Genomic DNA, 17711 nt, shown 5'->3' with positions numbered 1-17711 from the left:
GGCTGTTTAAGAAAGGCTTGGAGACAGAATTTTATGAACAATAAAGACAGAATCCTGCAGCTCCGGGAACAGAAGGTACTTCCCCGGGATGATTTCAAGGCTCTGCTTACAACGATGAATCCGGCGGAGGAAGACTTCCTGGCAGGGAACGCCCGGGAAGTCCGGGAACAATACTACGGAAATGAAGTTTACCTGCGGGGGATCATTGAATTTTCCAGCTACTGCAAAAACGACTGCTATTACTGCGGAATACGGAAAAGCAATACGAAGGCCCAGCGCTATCATCTGACCCGTGAACAGATTCTCGAATGCGCTGACATCGGATATCAGCTGGATTTCCGAACCTTCGTGCTCCAGAGCGGTGAAGACCTGTCCTACAGCACCGAGGATATCTGTGATATTGTCAGCAGCATCCGCAGAAAGCATCCGGATTGCGCGATAACTCTTTCGATCGGCGAGAAAACCAGGGAAGAATATCAGGCATACTTTGACGCCGGGGCAGAGCGGTATCTGCTGCGCCAGGAAACTTCAGATCCGGCGCATTATGCCAGACTTCACCCGGCGGAGCTTTCCATCCGGAACCGCAAGCGCTGTCTCAGCGACCTGAAATCCATCGGCTATCAGGTCGGCTGCGGAATCATGGTCGGAAGCCCTTATCAGACCTGGGACAATGTGATTGCCGATCTTATGTATATGCGGGATCTGCAGCCGCAGATGATCGGAATCGGCCCGTTTATTCACCACAAGGATACTCCGTTCCGCCTTGAACCGGACGGAACACTGGAGGATACACTTCATCTTCTGAGCATCCTGAGACTAATGTTTCCAGCGTCGCTTCTCCCGGCGACCACGGCACTCGGAACGATTCATCCCAGGGGTAGAGAGATGGGAATACTTGCCGGCGCAAATGTTGTCATGCCAAACCTGTCTCCAAAGGGAGTCCGGGCGAAATATATGCTCTATGACGGAAAAATCTGTACGGGGGACGAGGCTGCGGAATGCAGGGCGTGTATGGCGAGGCGGATCGAAACAACCGGCTGCCACGTTGTGATATCCAGAGGCGATCACCCCGACTTTCGCGGTGCAGCGGAGAAACAGACAGGTGTGAACCATGAATCATCTCCTGTCGCTTCTGTTTCGGGCGGTGCGGGGGAGACGGGAAACAGGTAAGCCTGAAACCGTATCGGCTGCAGAAAACCGCGTATTACGACAGGTCACAGGCTGTGAAAAACCGGAGGAGTCTGACAGCCAGGAGGATATAGAAAATGACAGACACCGCAGACATCATCAGACAGATCAAAATATACGGCATTGTACAGGGGGTCGGCTTCCGGCCGACAGTTTCCCGACATGCGGCTGCCTGCGGCATCCGTGGCACTGTCTGCAACAAGGGCTCCTTCGTCGAGGTGATTGCTGAGGGAACCGACGCAAAAATCAACGCGTTTATCCGTCTGGTCCGCGAACAGCCGCCGAGACGGGCAGTGATTCTGAAGATGGATGTCCGTCCACTGAAAACAGCGCTACATTTTTCGGATTTTTCAATTATTGAAAGCCGGAAGACAAAAGGAGAGATCTTCGTGTCCCCTGACATCGCCATTTGTGACGAATGCCGGGCGGAGCTGCTGAATCCGTCTGACCGGAGATATCTGCATCCTTTTATCAACTGCACCTCGTGCGGCCCGAGGCTTACGATCCTTGAATCTCTTCCCTATGATCGGGAGCGGACATCCATGAAGGTATTCCCCATGTGTCCGGAATGCCGTCACGAATATGTCACCCCGTCCTCACGCAGATATGACGCCCAGCCTGTCTGCTGCAACGACTGCGGTCCCCATGTTTACATCCTTCCAAAAGACGGGAGTGCGCCCTCGATCACCGGCAGAGAGGCAATCCTGGAGACCCGGCGCATCCTGATCGATGGCGGCATCGCGGCAGTCAAGGGCATCGGCGGCTTTCATCTCTGCTGCGACGCCTCCAATACAGAGGCCGTCCGGCGTCTCCGGGAGCTGAAGCACCGGCCGTCAAAACCTTTTGCGGTGATGATGCGGGACGAAGCCTGTGTGCAGGCCGAGTGTTTTCTGACAGAGGAACAGAAAGCCATCCTGACAGGTCACCAGAAGCCGATTCTTCTCCTGCAAAAGAAAGACAACATCCGACTGTCGCCAGCAGTGGCCCCGGATAATCCCAGCGTCGGCGTTATGCTCCCTTACGCTCCGGTTCAGATTCTTCTCTTCCAATATGATGATGGCCGCTCTATGACGCCTATGCTGGTCATGACAAGCGGAAATGTCAGCGGAGCGCCGATCTGTCACAACGACCGGGAGGCACTTGAAGAGCTTTCCTCCATCGCAGATATCATCCTGTCGAACAACCGCGCAATCAACATCCGCTGTGACGACTCCGTCATGGATTTTTACCGGAACAGCCCGTACATGATCCGGAGATCCAGAGGCTATGCCCCGCTCCCATACATGGTCACTGAGGGGCCGGCCCCCGGACGAACGGTTCTTGCCATCGGAGGCGAACTGAAGAACACCTTCTGCGTCGGAAAAGGAAACCTTTTTTATCCCTCGTCTTACATCGGAGATCTTGCGGACATCCGCAGCGCGCAGGCACTCCGGGAGACAGTCGGACGCTTTGAAACTCTGCTTGAGGCAAAACCGGATCTGGTTGTCTGTGATCTCCACCCCGGTTACCGGTCCACGGAAATCGCCGGAGAACTTGCGGCCAGCGTCCCGCTGGTGCATGTCCAGCACCACTACGCCCATATTCTCTCCTGCATGGCGGAAAATGACCGGACGGATCCCGTGCTTGGCCTCTCCTTCGACGGCACCGGCTACGGAACCGATGGCACGATCTGGGGCGGAGAAGTATTGCTTGCGGACACGCATGGTTTCCGAAGACTTGGAAGTGTGGAACCCTTCCTGCATATCGGCGGAGATACCGCCTCACGAGAGGGCTGGCGGATCGCCGCATCCTTGATCATAAGCCTGTTCGGAAAGAATGACCGGGGACATGGATCCCGTGACAATTGCGCGGTTCTCCCGTTCCCGAATAATGACAGAGGACATGAATCCCGTGACAATTGCGGTATTTTCACGCTCCCGGATCAGGGCGGCAGCCCATTATCACAGGGAGAACGAATTCCTCCGTGGAGCCGGAATGAAATCGATCATCTGTCGCCGGAAGAGATCATGACAGCGCTTGATCTCTGTTCTCCGACAGAGGCCGGAATTATGCGAAAGATGCACGAAAAGCGGCTGAATGCCGTCGTATCTACGAGCTGCGGGAGAATCTTCGACGCAGTCAGCGCAATTCTCGGTATCCGCAGAGCATCAACCTTCGAAGGAGAAGCCTCTGCCACCTTAATGTACCGCGCCCTGCAGTACCAGAAGAACCATTGTGACACAGAGAATTCATACAACACGGATCTGAATAACCGGGATTCATATAATATAGATTCATGTAATACAGATTCATGTAATATAGATTCCTATAATATGGAATTATCGAACAAGCAATTCTCTAATGTAGATCCATACTACATGCCAGAAGCCGCGGTGAAAAAAAACGCCAAACCAGAAACTGAGATTTCCGGTTCCGGGATATTCCGGATTCCCACCGGAAGGATTGTCAGACGAATCATTCTGGGTAAGCTTTCCGGAGAAGATCCGGACCGGCTTGCCTGGATATTTCATGATTTGCTCGCGAGAGAGACCTGCCGTTTGCTCGTTCATCTCCGCAGGCTGGACTGCCGTCTGCCCGACACCGTTGCCCTATCCGGCGGATGCTTTCAGAACACGCTTCTCCTCGAGATGATGCAGAATCTGCTCGAAAAAAACGGTTACCATGTGCTTACGCATCACCTGGTTCCCCCAAACGACGGAGGGATCGCGCTCGGGCAGGCATATTACGGCGCCTGCCTCAGCGGGGAAGACCTGCCTGTGAGGTAACCTGATGGTCACCCCGGAAAAACGCCTGCGATATTTCCGGCCGGGAAAACCCCGCCTCTGAGGTAACCTGATGGTTACCCCGGAAAAGGCACCTGCGATGTGTCCGGGCGGGATAGCTCTGCTCTCCAAGGTGCCCCTTGCGAAAAAACAGTGATCCGTTATAATAGTCGCAGAAAAAAGATCAGGGGAGAAGATCAGTCACACATGCTTGGAAGGACGCATTTTTTTATTGGAATCACGACAGCACTGGCGATTTTTGAGCCGTCCTCCCTGCCTATTCTTGTGGCAGGAACCGGGGCCGCAGCCATGGGAGGAATTCTGCCGGATATAGACGCCGGAACGTCCGGGGCCTCAAGAGAGACTGAGAAAATCATCGGGGTATGCACCGCGGCAGTATCCCTGATCATACTGGCCGATTATTTCTTCCATATCGGTATCTATCAGTCACTGATGTCCCGGAGCAGCACATCGCGTGTTATCGCCGGAATCGCAGCCTTTCTCCTGCTGTGCGTCATCGGGAGGAGAACACATCACAGGAGCTTTATGCATTCCTTTGCAGCGATGATCCTTTTCTGCCTCTGTGTCAACGTCATCTTTCCCCAGATCACCTGTTATTTTGCCGCAGGATACCTCTCCCACCTGCTCACGGATCTTCTGAACCGGCAGTGGGAGCTGCTTCTGTGGCCGTCAAAACGTGGATTTTCTCTAAAAATGTTTCGCTCGGACGGCGTCGTCAACTGGCTGATGTTTGTCGCTTTCATGTGTACCTCTGTCTATCTGATTCTGGTGTTTTCCCCGTTGAAACCACTGGCAGACGCAATCACAGCCGGGATCAAGCCGAAACTGGCTGCCGCAGTCACAGCCGCAATCAAGCCGAAACTGACCGCCGCAATCACAGCTGCAATCAGGGGGAAAATGTCGGGAGGTTCACTGCCCGGATCATCGTTTATCTGGCAGCAGGTCAAAACTTAAGGAGACAAAGAAATGCTTCTTGAAATAAAAGACGGGACAGTAAGCCGTGAAGGCATCCCGGTACTCAGCCGTTTTTCCTTTGAGATCCGGGGAACGGAGAAGGCAGCAGTTGTCGGCCGGAACGGCGCGGGAAAGACGACACTGCTCGACGTAATATCCGGAAAGCTGGACCTGGATACCGATGAAAAGCATCCGGACGCGGGGCTCACCCGCTCACGGGCTTTTACGACGGGGATGATGGATCAGACGTTTGCCGGGGATCCGGACAAAACCCTTGAGCAGGCAGTTCTGGAAGCGGTGATGTCCGGTAAACCGGCTGGATACCGGTATTCCAGGGACCGTTATTACTATGAACAGCTCTATGACCGGATGCTCACGGGCTTCGGGCTCGCCAAGAGTGACAAGACAAGAAAACTTTGTGAATTTTCCGGAGGCGAACAGCGCAAGATCATGCTGATCCGGCTCCTCCTGGCCGAACCCGATGTTCTGATCCTCGACGAGCCCACCAATCATCTGGATCTGGAATCAGTAGAATGGCTTGAACATTATATCCGCCGCTACCCGAAGGCGGTGATTCTGGTCTCACATGACCGCTATTTCATCAACCGGACCGCTGATGTGATCTGGGAGGTCGCAGGCGGACAAGTTACCCGGTATTCCGGAGGGTACACCGCCTATACGGAAGAGAAGGCAAGGCGATACCAGAGACAGCGGAAGGCATACGAGGCACAGCAGGCGGAGATCCAGAGAGAAAGAGAACTGATCCTGAAATTCAGGAACAAACCCAGGAAGGCTGCCTTTGCCCGCTCCAGAAAAAAAATCCTTGACAGGATGAATCCTGTGGAAAAGCCGCGAACGGACGATGCTTTCATACACACCGGAGACCTGCTTCCCGCGCGCCCGGGCAGCAAATGGGTCTTTGAATGCGTACATATGAAGATTGGTTACCAGAAGGACCGTCCTCTCAAGGAAATCTCTTTCCGGATTCGCAGAGGACAGAAAATCGGTGTGATCGGGCCGAACGGGTCCGGAAAATCAACCTTTCTCAAAACGGTCGCAGGTCTTCTGTCCCCTCTGGAGGGAGAGCGGAAGAGTGGCGCACACATCGAATCTGCCTATTTTGATCAGTTCTCCGCCGAAATCGCCGGAGAAGAGGCAAAAAGAAATGTTCTGGAATGGTTCCATGACCGTTATCCTTCGATGAACGAGAAAGAAATCCGTGATTTTCTGGCTGGTTATCTGTTTCGCGCCAGAGACCTCGGAAAAATGGTGGAAAACCTGTCCGGCGGGGAAAAATCGCGCCTGGTGCTTGCTTCCCTGCTGTATCCCCGTCCGAATTTTCTGATTCTGGATGAACCGACAAATAATATGGACATTCCCGCAAAGGAAACACTGGAATCTCTCTTTCGATGCTACAGAGGAACCATACTTTTTGTCTCTCATGACCGGTACTTTCTGAGCCGCGTGGCGGACTCTCTCTTACTGTTTGATTCCTGTGAAACCGGAATCCACTACTATCCGTTCGGATATGACCACTATATGGAACAGAGGGAGCTCGCGAAAAGCGGAACAGACATCGCCGCGCTGCGGACCGCTGAGGATCAGCGGTTAATTGAGGAATTAAAGGCGGTTCCGAAGGCAGAGCACTTCCGCCTTCGGGAATTCTCCACTGAAGAAGCGACACTTGACTGGCGTTTCGGCCTGATCCGACCGGAGCTTGAGACCTCCGGGGAAGCCTTCCGGAAGATCTGCCTAAGGATGGAAGAGGAACAGAGGCAGATTCCGGAAACGCTGGAAGAGTACATGAATGCCGATTCCACAAACTTTCATCAACGCGAAGAGGCGAGAGATGTCTGGACTGAAAAATGTCTGGACTGGTATGATGTATGGCTCGACACCCGGGAAGCAGAGGACCCGTAACGAGATAAAACACGCTGTGCGAGTTTTATCTCGCTATCGCGACGCTCGCCGCACACGAATACTTCGCATTCGGCTGTGGCTCACTGTTCGCGTAAATCAGATCAGTGTAATCCGTCCAGATCTTCATTGTTTCTTTCCCTTTAAATCAGTTTTTCGATCTCCGCGCTTACATCCTTCATTTTTTCCGTGGGCTCAAAACGCGCCACAACATTTCCTCCGCGGTCCACCAGAAATTTGGTGAAATTCCATTTGATTTCCGGATTGTTCTTGTAATCGCTGTCGATCTTCTTCAGCATGGTGCTCATCATCAGAGCGGTGGGACCCTTGCCAAATCCATGGAATCCCTGCTGGCTCTTCAGATATTTATAGAGCGGGAGAGCATTCTCACCGTTCACATCCGATTTCTTCATCTGCGGGAACTGTGTGTTGTATTTCAGGGTGCAGAACTGATGGATTTCCTCATCAGTTCCCGGAGTCTGTCCGGCGAACTGATTGCACGGAATATCGATGATTTCAAGTCCCTTATCATGAAAGGCCTCGTAAATTTCCTCCAGATCTTTGTATTGCGGAGTAAATCCACAGCCGGTCGCGGTGTTCACGATCAGCATAACTTTCCCCTTGAACTGTCCAAGTGAAACTTCCTCTCCCTGAGGAGTTGTTACCGAATAATCATAAATACTCATTCTGTCGTCCTTTCTGCTGTTCCGCCGGCGTCATCATCTGTGAATCATTCTCCTCTGCAGATGGACATGATCTGACGGCAGCATAAAATATTATCTGTTCTTTCTTTTAAATTGAGTGCTATAACATTGCGTAAAATCTTTATGCAATTACATTGTATCAAATTTAATAAGAAAAGCAAGCGTTTTTTTATTTTTTCAATTACGTTTTTCAGGCATGTATCCGTACGGAAAACGGTTAACGGGATAAAACACGCTGCGCGAGTTTTATCTCGCTATCGCGACGCTCGACGCACACAAATACTTCGCATTCGGCTGCGGCTCACTGTTCGTGTAAAAAAAGCCGCAGGCTTTTACACCTGCGGCTTTGCGGAACCCAAAGTAGCCTGACGGTTCATACCGTCGTGACACAATGCACCTGTTACCAGGTTCCTCCGCCACTAAGAACGAGGATATGGCGGCTGCTTTTTATATGACCCGGGCCATCTGATCGTCCTGTACCAGATAATCCCGGACTGCTTCTTCGAGCATTTCCTGATCAGCCTTGCGATCGGTATGCGCCTCCAGAAAAGCGTTCCGACCTACCCCAAAGTAGATCAGACCAAGAACCGACTTGGCGTCGATCACGGTTCTGCCGCTGTGCAGATCAACATCAAAAGGCATTTTCTGGATTCTCGCAGAAAAAACAGACGCTTCCTCAACGGAAGGAATATTTACGATGTAACGAGTCATACTCTCACTCTCCTTCATGCTTACAAAGCAGGTCTGGCTTCAGTTTCGGGATGGGATCGATCCCACATACAATATGGAAACGCCTCCATCTTTAGCAGACATCATAGCATTAGAAAAATAGATTTCAAATCAAATTCAAAGATCTATGAGTCATAATTTGCGGGTCTGTGTCAGAACAGACCGGAAGCATCGGCGCCGGGAGATCTCTCGTCTTATCAAAGCACATTCCGGCAAAAGCCGTCTGAATTTTAAGTATTCCATCGGCGCGGCGTGCTTGTTTTCATTTATAATTTGTTGTTCGTCGGTGAAAAATGTGCTATTGTAGCTAGGTCAGAAGTACTTGACCTACTTTAGAAGAAACATAGGAGGAATAGACCATGAGCAGCATTTTTATTCCGGACGGCTACCATTCGGAACTTGATCTGAAGGAAACACAGATCGCGATAAAGAAAGTTAAAGATTTTTTCCAGAACCAGCTGGCCGCGGAACTCAATCTTCAGCGTGTGTCAGCGCCTCTTTTCGTAGATCCGGAATCCGGCCTGAACGATAACCTGAACGGGGTGGAAAGACCTGTCAGCTTCGGAATTAAAGAGCAGAATGAACGAAAGGCTGAAATCGTTCAATCCCTCGCGAAATGGAAGAGATACGCTCTCGGGCGCTACGGCTTTCAGCCGGGACAGGGACTCTACACGGATATGAATGCGATCCGTCGGGACGAGGACACAGACAACATTCATTCTATCTATGTGGATCAGTGGGACTGGGAACGCGTCATCACAAAGGAGGAGCGGAACCGCGAGACGCTTCACCGAATCGTAAAGAATGTTTACGAAGCCCTCCATGTGACAGAGAAGTATGTCGAGAACAAATTTGAATATGTGCACTGCATCCTGCCGGAGCAGATCACCTTTGTGACCTCCCAGGAGCTTGAAGATATGTATCCGGACGACTCCCCGAAGGACCGCGAGTACAAGTTTGCCAGAATTCACGGTGCGATCTTCATCGAGCAGATCGGCGGAAGACTGAAGTCCGGTGAGAAGCACGACGGACGAGCGCCGGATTATGACGACTGGTCTCTGAACGGTGACATCATTGTATATTATCCGGTCACTGATATTGCTCTGGAGCTTTCCTCAATGGGCATCCGGGTGGATGAGGATTCTCTGAAACTTCAGTTGAAGGAAGCCGGATGTGAGGAGAGAGCGGAGCTTCCCTTCCAGAAAGCAATTCTTGAGAAGAAGCTTCCGTACACCATCGGTGGCGGAATCGGGCAGTCCCGTATCTGCATGTTCTTCCTCAGAAAGGCGCATATCGGAGAAGTTCAGGTCTCCCTATGGCCGGAGAAAGATCTGAAGTACGCAGCGGACCACGGCGTTACGCTTCTCTGATGAACAGGCGCCCCGTTTTGCGCGGAATTACCTGCGGACAATGACCGTTCGCACACGTTTTCTCATTGCCGTTTGCTCCATACCGCGGTAAAATGAGTCAAAAGGAGGTCCCGTCTATGGAGAAATTGAGCGACTTGAAGAAATACATCAGTGGGAAGAAAAAGGGATACGGAACCGCGTATTACGGAACGATCAACGGAGAGACCATCTATCTGTCCGCAGGTATCCGTGAAATCTATTTCGTCGGCAGTGAATTTCAGACAATCATCCATTATGTGACACGGTTCCAGAAGGGCGACTTCGGGGAAGCTCCCGACAGAGGAAAGGACGAAAAAGCCGGTCACGAGTACGGCTGTTATCCGGGAAACCTCGAGAGCGACAGCGGCGAGGACACGAGCGTCTGGATTCACAGAGACGCAGAGGCAGTGATTGTCTATTTTGCCTTTGAACGTTGAGACGGTTACAGCTTCATTCCGAGGTGTAAAATTAAATATGGTCTGATGCGGTCCCGGGACCTTTGCGCGAATCACCTCTGCGCTGAGGCCTCCGGGACCGCTCATTTTTTTACGCAAACAGTGATCCGCAGCCGAATGCGAAGTATTCGTGTGCGGCGAGCGTCGCGATAGCGAGATAAAACTCGCGCATCGTAATTTATCTCGTTGGAAGAATGATGAAATAGTTTCATCATTCTTGTGAAGATACATAAACAAAAATTGTTTACAATTCCGGTGTTTTCTGTATAATAGTAAAAGTTGAGTGTAAATCAACATAAAGATGAACAATATCAAACAGAATAAAAATGATTATGCAAGAAACATTGCCGCATACGGTATGAAGCCGCAGAAATTCAGAGAGGATTTTGCAATGAAGAACACAGTTGAAATCAGATGGCATGGCCGGGGTGGCCAGGGCGCCAAAACCGCAGCGCTGCTTCTGGCAGATGTCTGCTTTAAGACCGGCGCGTATGTGCAGGGCTTTCCGGAATATGGTCCGGAGCGGATGGGCGCGCCGATCACCGCGTTTAACCGCATCAGCCGGATGCCGATCCGGGTGCATTCTAATATTTATGATCCGGACTATGTGGTTGTCGTAGACGAGACTCTTCTTCACGCTGTTCATGTGACTGACGGTCTGAAGGAAGACGGCGCCATCATTGTAAATACGCCGAAAACCCCGGATGAGATCCGGCCGCTGCTTCGCGGATATCAGGGCAGAGTGGTCACTGTCGACGCAAGAGAGATTTCAGAAAAAGCACTCGGAAAGAATTTCCCGAATACGCCGATGCTTGCAGCAGCAGTTGCGGTCAGCCGGGTCATGGATAAGGATTCCTTTGTCGCCAACATGCGGGAATCCTTTCAGCACAAATTTGCGAAAAAGCCGGAGGTCATCGATGGAAACATGCGGGCATTGGAGGATGCCTTCAGAGCGGTCGGTGATTGAACCGCCGGTCAGTGTGCCGGCGTGCAGTTGTATCCGCCTGCAGCGCGTGAGGACATTTAGGTTGTGTACGGTCATTCGGTTATGTTCGGATACACATTGATAGCCGATACGCAGCTGTATGCGGACATGCATTGTGCGCGGATTTGCACTTGTATCTGAGCGGATGGAAGTTACTGAAAAGATCAGAGAATATACGGACTTCGCGTGAAGCGAATGTCCAGAGAGGATTTTTTATGCGTACCGATATATCACAAATCAACGAACAGACGCCCTGCGGCGGTCTTACGGAAGGCATGCAGATTTTTGCGGGCGGAACCTCCAGACAGTTCAACACCGGAGAATGGAGGACAAATACCCCTGTTTATATGAAGGAAAAATGCAGACAGTGTCTTCTGTGCTGTCCGGTCTGCCCGGACGGAGCTATCCCCTTTCAGGACGGCAGACGATTGGATTTTGACTATATGCACTGCAAGGGATGCGGCATCTGCGCAAAGGTTTGTCCTTTTGACGCAATTGTCATGAAGGAGGGCATTGAACCATGAGTAATCTGGAAATCATCAGAAGCAGAGAAATCAAAGAGAGGATGTCCGGAAATGAAGCGGTTTCCTATGCGATCCGGCAGGTTGAGCCGGATGTCATGCCGGCATTTCCCATAACACCGTCCACGGAAATACCGCAGATGGTCTCAACCTACATCGCGAATGGTCAGATGGACACCGATTTTATTCCGGTCGAGAGCGAGCATTCCGCAATGTCTGCCGCTATTGGCTCTGAGGCAGCGGGAGCGCGGACCATGACAGCGACATCCTCCGCTGGACTGGCTCTCATGTGGGAGGAGCTGCTGCTCGCGGCATCCAACCGGCTGCCCATCGTTCTGACCCTGGTGAACCGCACGCTTTCCGGTCCGATCAACATCAACTGCGATCATTCCGACGGCATGGGTGCGAGAGATACCGGCTGGATTCAGATCTACGCGGAAGACAACCAGGAGGTTTACGACAACTATATTCAGGCATATCCGATTGCGGAAGATCCGAGAGTTCACCTGCCCGTGATGATCTGCCAGGATGGCTTCATCACAAGCCATGCCGTGCAGAACATCTGTCTTCTGGAGGATGAGAGCGTTAAGAAATTTGCCGGCACCTACGAGCCGGAGGAGTTCATGCTGAATCCCGGAAAGCCGGTTTCCGTCGGTCCTTATTCGATCTCAAACTATGAGATGGAGGCAAAGAAAAATCAGGAGACCGCCATGGAAAATGCGCGCCAGGTCATCCTGGAGGTCGCGGAGAAGTTTGAACAGATGTCCGGAAGAACGTACGGATTTTTTGAGGAATACCGGACGGAAGACGCAGACTACATCATGCTGATCATGGGTTCCGCTGCCGGGACGGCAAAGGAGGCGGTTGACGAGCTCCGCGAAGAGGGATGGAAGGCAGGCGTACTGAAACTACGTGTCTTCCGCCCTTTCCCTGAAGCGGAAATCGCGGAGGCACTTCGGAACTGTAAGGCGGTCGCAATCATGGACCGCTGCGAAAGCTATAACGGAAACGGCGGGCCTCTCGGCAGTGAGGTGACGGCGGGATTGTACCGAAACCGGGTATTCATTGAGGCGGTCAATTATATCTACGGTCTTGGAGGAAGAGATTTTACCACAGATCATGTAAAAGAAGTATTTGCCGAGCTCCGGGCTGCTGTGGAGGAAGGCACACCTGTGCAGCAGCACAAATATGTGAATCTGCGCGGATGAACACGATATCAGAACCCGAATATACCCTCATAAACAGGAGATAATCAGAAATGAGTAATGACTATAGTTTAAAAACGATGCTCGCCAGGCCGGAGAGGCTTGCGCCGGGCCACAGAATGTGTGCCGGCTGCGGGGCAACCATCGCCGTCCGCGCCGTTCTCCGCGCACTGAAGCCGGAAGATCATGCTGTGATCGGAAATGCCACCGGTTGTCTTGAGGTTTCCTCCTTTATGTATCCATACACTTCCTGGGAGGACAGCTACATCCACAACGCCTTTGAGAACGCCGGAGCAACGCTGTCCGGCGTTGAGACCGCCTATAAAGTTTTAAAAAGAAAGCATCGTCTCGGGGAGAAGGATTGCTTCAAATTTATCACCTTCGGGGGTGACGGCGGCACCTACGACATCGGATTCCAGTCCCTGTCGGGCGCGATGGAGAGAGGACACGACATGCTCTACGTCTGCTATGATAACGGAGCCTACATGAACACCGGCATCCAGCGTTCCTCCGCGACGCCGATGTTTGCGGATACCACCACCACTCCGGCCGGAACAAAATCAGCCGGAAAGGTTCAGTACCGCAAAGACCTTACCGCCATCATTGCCGAACACTATGTCCCCTATGCCGCACAGACCACCCTGACCAGAGACTTCAAGGATCTGCACAGAAAGGCGGAAAAGGGGATCTATACGGAAGGTCCGTCTTTCCTGAATGTTATGACCCCCTGTCCCCGCGGATGGAGATATCCGACAGAGGATGTCATGGAGATCTGCCGTCTTGCGGTCGAGACCTGCTACTGGCCACTCTTCGAGGTAGACCACGGCGTCTGGAAGCTTTCTTATGTGCCAAAGCACAAGCTTCCGATCGAGGACTTTCTGAGACCGCAGGGGAGATTCCGTCACCTGTTCAAGCCGGAGAATGAACACCTGATCCAGGTCTTTCAAAATGAAGTGGACAAGCGATGGGAGGACCTCCAGTACAGATGTTCGCGATACTGAGCTCCTGCCTTCTGAATACTCCCGCATTCGGAAAATGAACGGCAAAAACGGACGCGGCAGAGGGGCTTCCATATCGCACATAAATATGTTACCCTATTTATGTTATTGTGCTATCATTTCAATAGATATAGTCAATAGATATGGCCGGCAGGACTTTTCAGAGATCCTCCGCGCGGAGATTCGTATCAAGGAACAGAAATCCGTATAAAGAAAGGAAATCGATGACACTACTTACATACCAGGTATTCAAGACTGTTGCAGAGATGGGAAGCTTCCACAAGGCAGCTGATGTACTCGGCCTCACGCCGTCCGCTATCAGCCATTCGATCTCCGCGATGGAGAAGGAGCTTGGTTTTGCGGTTCTTACCCGCAACAAATCGGGAGTCACCCTGACCAATTACGGAGAACACATTCTTCCCTACGTGAATTCGGTATTGAACAGTGATGAGCGTCTGCAGCAGGTCGTGGCGGAGTATAAGGGCCTGAAGACCGGAACGGTGAAGATCGGCTGTTTCTCAAGTGCTTGCACCAACTGGATCCCGGATATCATCCATTCTTTTGAAGCGCAGTATCCCGCAATCCGGATCGAGGTCTTTGAGGGGACCTACGATGATGTCCGCTACTGGATCAAGAACGGAATCGTTGATTTCGGCTTTCTCTCGGCATCGAGCGCAGGAGATATTCCGATTGAGATTTTTTACAAAGATCCGCTCCTCTGCATTGTCTCCGCCGACTTTGAGAAGAAGTCCGAGGGAGATACCATCGGAATTGAGGAGATGAGCCACCACCATTTCGTGGCGCAGAGAGAGTCCACCGACGCTGATATACAGAATTATCTGCGGCAGAATAATTTTTCCACGCAGATTCGCTATCACGTACTGGATGACCTTTCTACGGTCATCATGGTCGCAAAGGGATTCGGAATCTGTATCATGCCTGAACTCGTCATGAACGACATTCCCTATAATGTCAGACGATATCGCATGGATCCGGACGCATACCGGGAGATCGGCCTGGCGTGTCTGAATCCTGCGTTAATGGCTCCAGCTGTACGGACCCTGTATCAGTACATTCTGGATACCTGCCGGAATATCTGAGCGCAGATTTTACGCATCACCCAAAAGGAAAGGGGTAAGAAGACAGGAATGGAAAAGGACGTTTATATTGCAGATCCAGGAAGATACTCCGGTATGACTTACAACCACGTCGGAGCCAGCGGGCTGAAATTCCCCGCGGTTTCTCTCGGCTTCTGGCACAACTTCGGCAGCAACGGCAATTACGACAACATGAAGGCAATGTGCCGGACCGCCTTCGATCTTGGCATCACCCAGTTTGATCTCGCAAATAATTACGGCCCTGTGTACGGAAGCGCCGAGGCAAATGCGGGAAGAATCCTGCGCGAGGATTTCATGCCGTACCGGGATGAACTCGTCATTACAACTAAAGCGGGCTATGATATGTGGGAAGGCCCGTATGGAAACTGGGGAAGCAAAAAATATCTTACTGCCAGCATTGATCAGAGCCTGAAGCGTCTGGGACTGGAATATGTTGACATTTTTTATCATCACAGAATGGATCCCGAAACGCCTCTGGAAGAGACAATGGACGCGCTGAATCAGATCGTCAGAAGTGGCAAGGCGCTCTATGCCGGAATCTCAAATTACGACAGAGAGCACACCGAACGCGCGATTGAGATTGCAGCAGAGATTCATCTTCCGCTGATTGTTAATCAGCGGCGTTATTCCATTTTTGACCGTACCATCGAAGAAGACGGCGTGAAGGATTTCTGCTATGAAAACGGAATGGGCATCATCGCCTTCAGCCCTCTCGCGCAGGGGCTGCTCTCGAACCGGTACATCAACGGGATTCCGGATGACAGCCGGATCGCGAAGGACGGAAGATTTCTCCATGCCTCCGACCTCACCGAGAACAGGCTGCGTCAGATCAGGGCACTCGATAAGCTCGCCGGCGAGAGAGGACAGACGCTTGCCGAGATGGCGCTTGCGTGGATCCTCAAGGATGACCATGTCTGCTCAGTTCTGATCGGTGCCTCAAGACCGGAGCAGATTGCGGAGAATGTAAAAATTATCGGGCACACCGATTTCAGCGATGAAGAGCTGATCCGGATAGACCAGATCTGCGGCATCAATTACGATGAAAACCACAGGCCTTTCTAACCTGAAAAAGAATTTCCTTTTACCGGTACAATACGGCGAAGGTGTTTATCCTTCCGCAAAGATTGTACCGGTATTTTATTTACGCGAACAGTGAGCCGCAGCCAAATGCGAAGTATTCGCGTGCGGCGAGCGTTGCGATAGTGAGATAAAACTCGCACAGCGTATTTTTTCTCGTTGTCTTGCACAATATTCTGAATATAATTACATCTACAAATTATTATCAAATAACGCTTGACAAAACAAAGATATATCAGTATTATATAAGCAACAACAAGATATCTTTCCGAACCGGAAGTTTCCTTTTTCCTTCCCTTTGAAGAGTTCCTGACAGAAGATAGTGCAGAAGCTCCACAGAAGAGAAACCTTCCCGGAACTATCAGCGGATGGTTCTCGGAAGAGAATGAATTCGAGAGAGCAGATGCTTATGGTGAACCTGCGCAGCAGGTTGCAGAGATGACGATTCCAGGAACGCGAAATGCTTCTGAAGACAGAAGATGAGTGATTCAAAGGAAGAGAGAATTCAAAAGTCAGCACTGAATACAGAATTCGGAAACAACGGCGGGATCTCAGGAATAAGATCTGGAACCCCTGGGTGAAAGGCCTTTCAAATTCAGGAGACAGGAAGGAATCTTGATGAAATAACAGCATATAGAAAAGGAGGTTATAAAGTGAAACTTCTAGAAATTCATTAAAAGGGCTGTTTCGTGACGAGAAAGCGGAACAGCCCATTTTTTTGTCCTCTTTCATATTTTTTTCCTCTTCCTTGTCCTCTCTTCCTGAAATACAAACCTTTCGTCTGCTGAACGCGGGAGCTCTCTGCGATCATGTCATGCTGTGTGTAGTTGACCTTTCTTCTTTTTTCTCTCCGTCCTTATTCTCTCTTCTCGATCCAAATCAATATTTCCATCTCATTTTCAGATCCTGCGAACAGTAAGCCGGATCCACAGATGACTTTCGCTATTATTCATAATCCGGATTTTCTGATTTTATGCAAATGTATGCGTAATATATCCCTCTGCCATGTGGTTTGCGAATAATCCGGGTCAAAAGATATTTTATCGTAATCCTGCGAATTTTATACACAAATGATTGAAAAACACGGAACAGATGTCTATAATATTGTTATCATCAGTTTCAGACAACGGATGAATCCACACAGATCTTTTATGACACGCAATCCGTCGCGATTTGTCGCTTCTTCGATATGCAGAACGTTGCGTTTCATAAGTGGAATACCAGCCAATTGCACAGGCCGGCGGAGAGAAGCCGGATTACATCTCAAACGTATATCACTGACAACGCACCTATATTCTTGACCTATATTCGTGACCGTAATGCCGGTGATTTTTTTATTTTTGCAGAAAAGAGGTGGTGACAGTATGCTGTCCGATGCGATTCAGACTGTGAAAGACGCGGAAGCGGAGGCTGACGCCCGGATCATTGAAGCAAAGAACCGCGCCGCATCCATCGTAAAACAGGCAGGCATGGATGCGGACCGGATCCGGAAAGATGCGGAGCAGGAAGCCGCCGCAGATTATTCAGAGGCGATGGAAGCTGCGAAGGAAGCCGGAGAGCAGCTGCTGAGGGAAGCCTCTGCAGCAGCCGGGCAGGAATGCACAAGGCTCAGGCAGAAGGCAGCGGAACAGGAACCAGCGGCAATAGAGAACGTGATACGCCTTGTACTTGGCGGATAAATAAAGGTGG

At 51.1% G+C, this 17711-nt stretch carries 15 protein-coding genes; 13 read left to right on the top strand and 2 right to left on the bottom strand.

The window, feature by feature from the left end; all coding sequences use genetic code 11:
- Positions 1-33 precede the first annotated feature (33 nt).
- The 4 genes from hydE (at position 34) to ACTNDI_RS02060 (ending at position 6845) form a co-directional block, all read left to right on the top strand.
- Positions 34-1170 (top strand): [FeFe] hydrogenase H-cluster radical SAM maturase HydE, encoded by a 1137-nt coding sequence (gene hydE / locus ACTNDI_RS02075; RefSeq protein ID WP_441099101.1) that lies wholly within the window; start codon positions 34-36, stop codon positions 1168-1170.
- A 95-nt stretch (positions 1171-1265) separates the two neighbouring features.
- Positions 1266-3953 carry a carbamoyltransferase HypF gene (hypF, locus tag ACTNDI_RS02070; RefSeq protein ID WP_441099100.1) on the top strand — a complete coding sequence of 896 codons (2688 nt, stop codon included), beginning with the start codon at positions 1266-1268 and terminating at the stop codon, positions 3951-3953.
- Between the two features lie 204 nt (positions 3954-4157).
- Positions 4158-4925, top strand: coding sequence for a metal-dependent hydrolase (locus tag ACTNDI_RS02065; RefSeq protein WP_441099099.1), 768 nt, complete (start codon positions 4158-4160; stop codon positions 4923-4925).
- A 12-nt stretch (positions 4926-4937) separates the two neighbouring features.
- Positions 4938-6845: an ABC-F family ATP-binding cassette domain-containing protein gene (locus ACTNDI_RS02060; RefSeq protein WP_441099098.1), complete on the top strand. Its 1908-nt coding sequence runs from the start codon at positions 4938-4940 to the stop codon at positions 6843-6845.
- A gap of 140 nt (positions 6846-6985) precedes the next feature.
- On the opposite strand, the gene ACTNDI_RS02055 is transcribed toward ACTNDI_RS02060, so the two are convergent.
- Both ACTNDI_RS02055 and ACTNDI_RS02050 read right to left on the bottom strand, forming a co-directional pair.
- Positions 6986-7528 carry a glutathione peroxidase gene (locus ACTNDI_RS02055; RefSeq protein ID WP_441099097.1) on the bottom strand — a complete coding sequence of 181 codons (543 nt, stop codon included), beginning with the start codon at positions 7526-7528 and terminating at the stop codon, positions 6986-6988.
- A 465-nt stretch (positions 7529-7993) separates the two neighbouring features.
- Entirely contained in the window at positions 7994-8257 is a 264-nt protein-coding gene (locus ACTNDI_RS02050) for an HPr family phosphocarrier protein (RefSeq protein ID WP_441099096.1), read from the bottom strand.
- Between the two features lie 377 nt (positions 8258-8634).
- On the opposite strand from ACTNDI_RS02050, the gene asnA reads away from it, so the two are divergent.
- The 9 genes from asnA (at position 8635) to ACTNDI_RS02005 (ending at position 17701) form a co-directional block, all read left to right on the top strand.
- Positions 8635-9645 (top strand): aspartate--ammonia ligase, encoded by a 1011-nt coding sequence (asnA, locus tag ACTNDI_RS02045; protein ID WP_441099095.1) that lies wholly within the window; start codon positions 8635-8637, stop codon positions 9643-9645.
- Positions 9646-9761: 116 nt separating this feature from the next.
- On the top strand, positions 9762-10100 hold the full coding sequence (locus ACTNDI_RS02040; protein ID WP_441099094.1) for a hypothetical protein: 339 nt from the start codon (positions 9762-9764) through the stop codon (positions 10098-10100).
- A gap of 409 nt (positions 10101-10509) precedes the next feature.
- The gene (locus ACTNDI_RS02035) at positions 10510-11085 is read left to right on the top strand and encodes a 2-oxoacid:acceptor oxidoreductase family protein (protein ID WP_441099093.1); all 576 of its coding nucleotides are present in this window, start codon (positions 10510-10512) and stop codon (positions 11083-11085) included.
- A gap of 233 nt (positions 11086-11318) precedes the next feature.
- On the top strand, positions 11319-11627 hold the full coding sequence (locus tag ACTNDI_RS02030) for a 4Fe-4S binding protein (RefSeq protein WP_441099092.1): 309 nt from the start codon (positions 11319-11321) through the stop codon (positions 11625-11627).
- Positions 11624-12832 (top strand): transketolase C-terminal domain-containing protein, encoded by a 1209-nt coding sequence (locus tag ACTNDI_RS02025; protein ID WP_441099091.1) that lies wholly within the window; start codon positions 11624-11626, stop codon positions 12830-12832. The genes ACTNDI_RS02030 and ACTNDI_RS02025 overlap by 4 nt, the downstream gene beginning before the upstream one ends.
- A 50-nt stretch (positions 12833-12882) precedes the next feature.
- Positions 12883-13830 carry a thiamine pyrophosphate-dependent enzyme gene (locus ACTNDI_RS02020; protein ID WP_441099090.1) on the top strand — a complete coding sequence of 316 codons (948 nt, stop codon included), beginning with the start codon at positions 12883-12885 and terminating at the stop codon, positions 13828-13830.
- 221 nt (positions 13831-14051) lie between these two features.
- Positions 14052-14927: a LysR family transcriptional regulator gene (locus tag ACTNDI_RS02015; protein ID WP_441099089.1), complete on the top strand. Its 876-nt coding sequence runs from the start codon at positions 14052-14054 to the stop codon at positions 14925-14927.
- A gap of 48 nt (positions 14928-14975) precedes the next feature.
- Positions 14976-16007, top strand: coding sequence for an aldo/keto reductase (locus tag ACTNDI_RS02010; protein WP_441099088.1), 1032 nt, complete (start codon positions 14976-14978; stop codon positions 16005-16007).
- 1379 nt (positions 16008-17386) lie between these two features.
- Positions 17387-17701, top strand: coding sequence for a hypothetical protein (locus ACTNDI_RS02005; protein WP_441099087.1), 315 nt, complete (start codon positions 17387-17389; stop codon positions 17699-17701).
- Positions 17702-17711 lie beyond the last annotated feature (10 nt).

The organism is Bilifractor sp. HCP3S3_D3 (assembly GCF_052063915.1).
Classification (GTDB): domain Bacteria; phylum Bacillota; class Clostridia; order Lachnospirales; family Lachnospiraceae; genus Bilifractor.
The sequence above is the reverse complement of the archived record's forward strand: the minus strand, read 5'-3'. Positions and strand labels throughout refer to the sequence as shown.

What these genes read in the sequence shown, in the direction of transcription:
- ACTNDI_RS02050 (WP_441099096.1), bottom strand. Translation starts at nt 8,257, where the DNA reads ATGACTCGTTACATCGTAAATATTCCTTCCGTTGAGGAAGCGTCTGTT.
- hydE (WP_441099101.1), top strand. Translation starts at nt 34, where the DNA reads ATGAACAATAAAGACAGAATCCTGCAGCTCCGGGAACAGAAGGTACTT.
- ACTNDI_RS02040 (WP_441099094.1), top strand. Translation starts at nt 9,762, where the DNA reads ATGGAGAAATTGAGCGACTTGAAGAAATACATCAGTGGGAAGAAAAAG.
- ACTNDI_RS02015 (WP_441099089.1), top strand. Translation starts at nt 14,052, where the DNA reads ATGACACTACTTACATACCAGGTATTCAAGACTGTTGCAGAGATGGGA.
- ACTNDI_RS02025 (WP_441099091.1), top strand. Translation starts at nt 11,624, where the DNA reads ATGAGTAATCTGGAAATCATCAGAAGCAGAGAAATCAAAGAGAGGATG.
- asnA (WP_441099095.1), top strand. Translation starts at nt 8,635, where the DNA reads ATGAGCAGCATTTTTATTCCGGACGGCTACCATTCGGAACTTGATCTG.
- ACTNDI_RS02005 (WP_441099087.1), top strand. Translation starts at nt 17,387, where the DNA reads ATGCTGTCCGATGCGATTCAGACTGTGAAAGACGCGGAAGCGGAGGCT.
- ACTNDI_RS02030 (WP_441099092.1), top strand. Translation starts at nt 11,319, where the DNA reads ATGCGTACCGATATATCACAAATCAACGAACAGACGCCCTGCGGCGGT.
- ACTNDI_RS02020 (WP_441099090.1), top strand. Translation starts at nt 12,883, where the DNA reads ATGAGTAATGACTATAGTTTAAAAACGATGCTCGCCAGGCCGGAGAGG.
- ACTNDI_RS02035 (WP_441099093.1), top strand. Translation starts at nt 10,510, where the DNA reads ATGAAGAACACAGTTGAAATCAGATGGCATGGCCGGGGTGGCCAGGGC.
- ACTNDI_RS02065 (WP_441099099.1), top strand. Translation starts at nt 4,158, where the DNA reads ATGCTTGGAAGGACGCATTTTTTTATTGGAATCACGACAGCACTGGCG.
- ACTNDI_RS02010 (WP_441099088.1), top strand. Translation starts at nt 14,976, where the DNA reads ATGGAAAAGGACGTTTATATTGCAGATCCAGGAAGATACTCCGGTATG.
- ACTNDI_RS02055 (WP_441099097.1), bottom strand. Translation starts at nt 7,528, where the DNA reads ATGAGTATTTATGATTATTCGGTAACAACTCCTCAGGGAGAGGAAGTT.
- ACTNDI_RS02060 (WP_441099098.1), top strand. Translation starts at nt 4,938, where the DNA reads ATGCTTCTTGAAATAAAAGACGGGACAGTAAGCCGTGAAGGCATCCCG.
- hypF (WP_441099100.1), top strand. Translation starts at nt 1,266, where the DNA reads ATGACAGACACCGCAGACATCATCAGACAGATCAAAATATACGGCATT.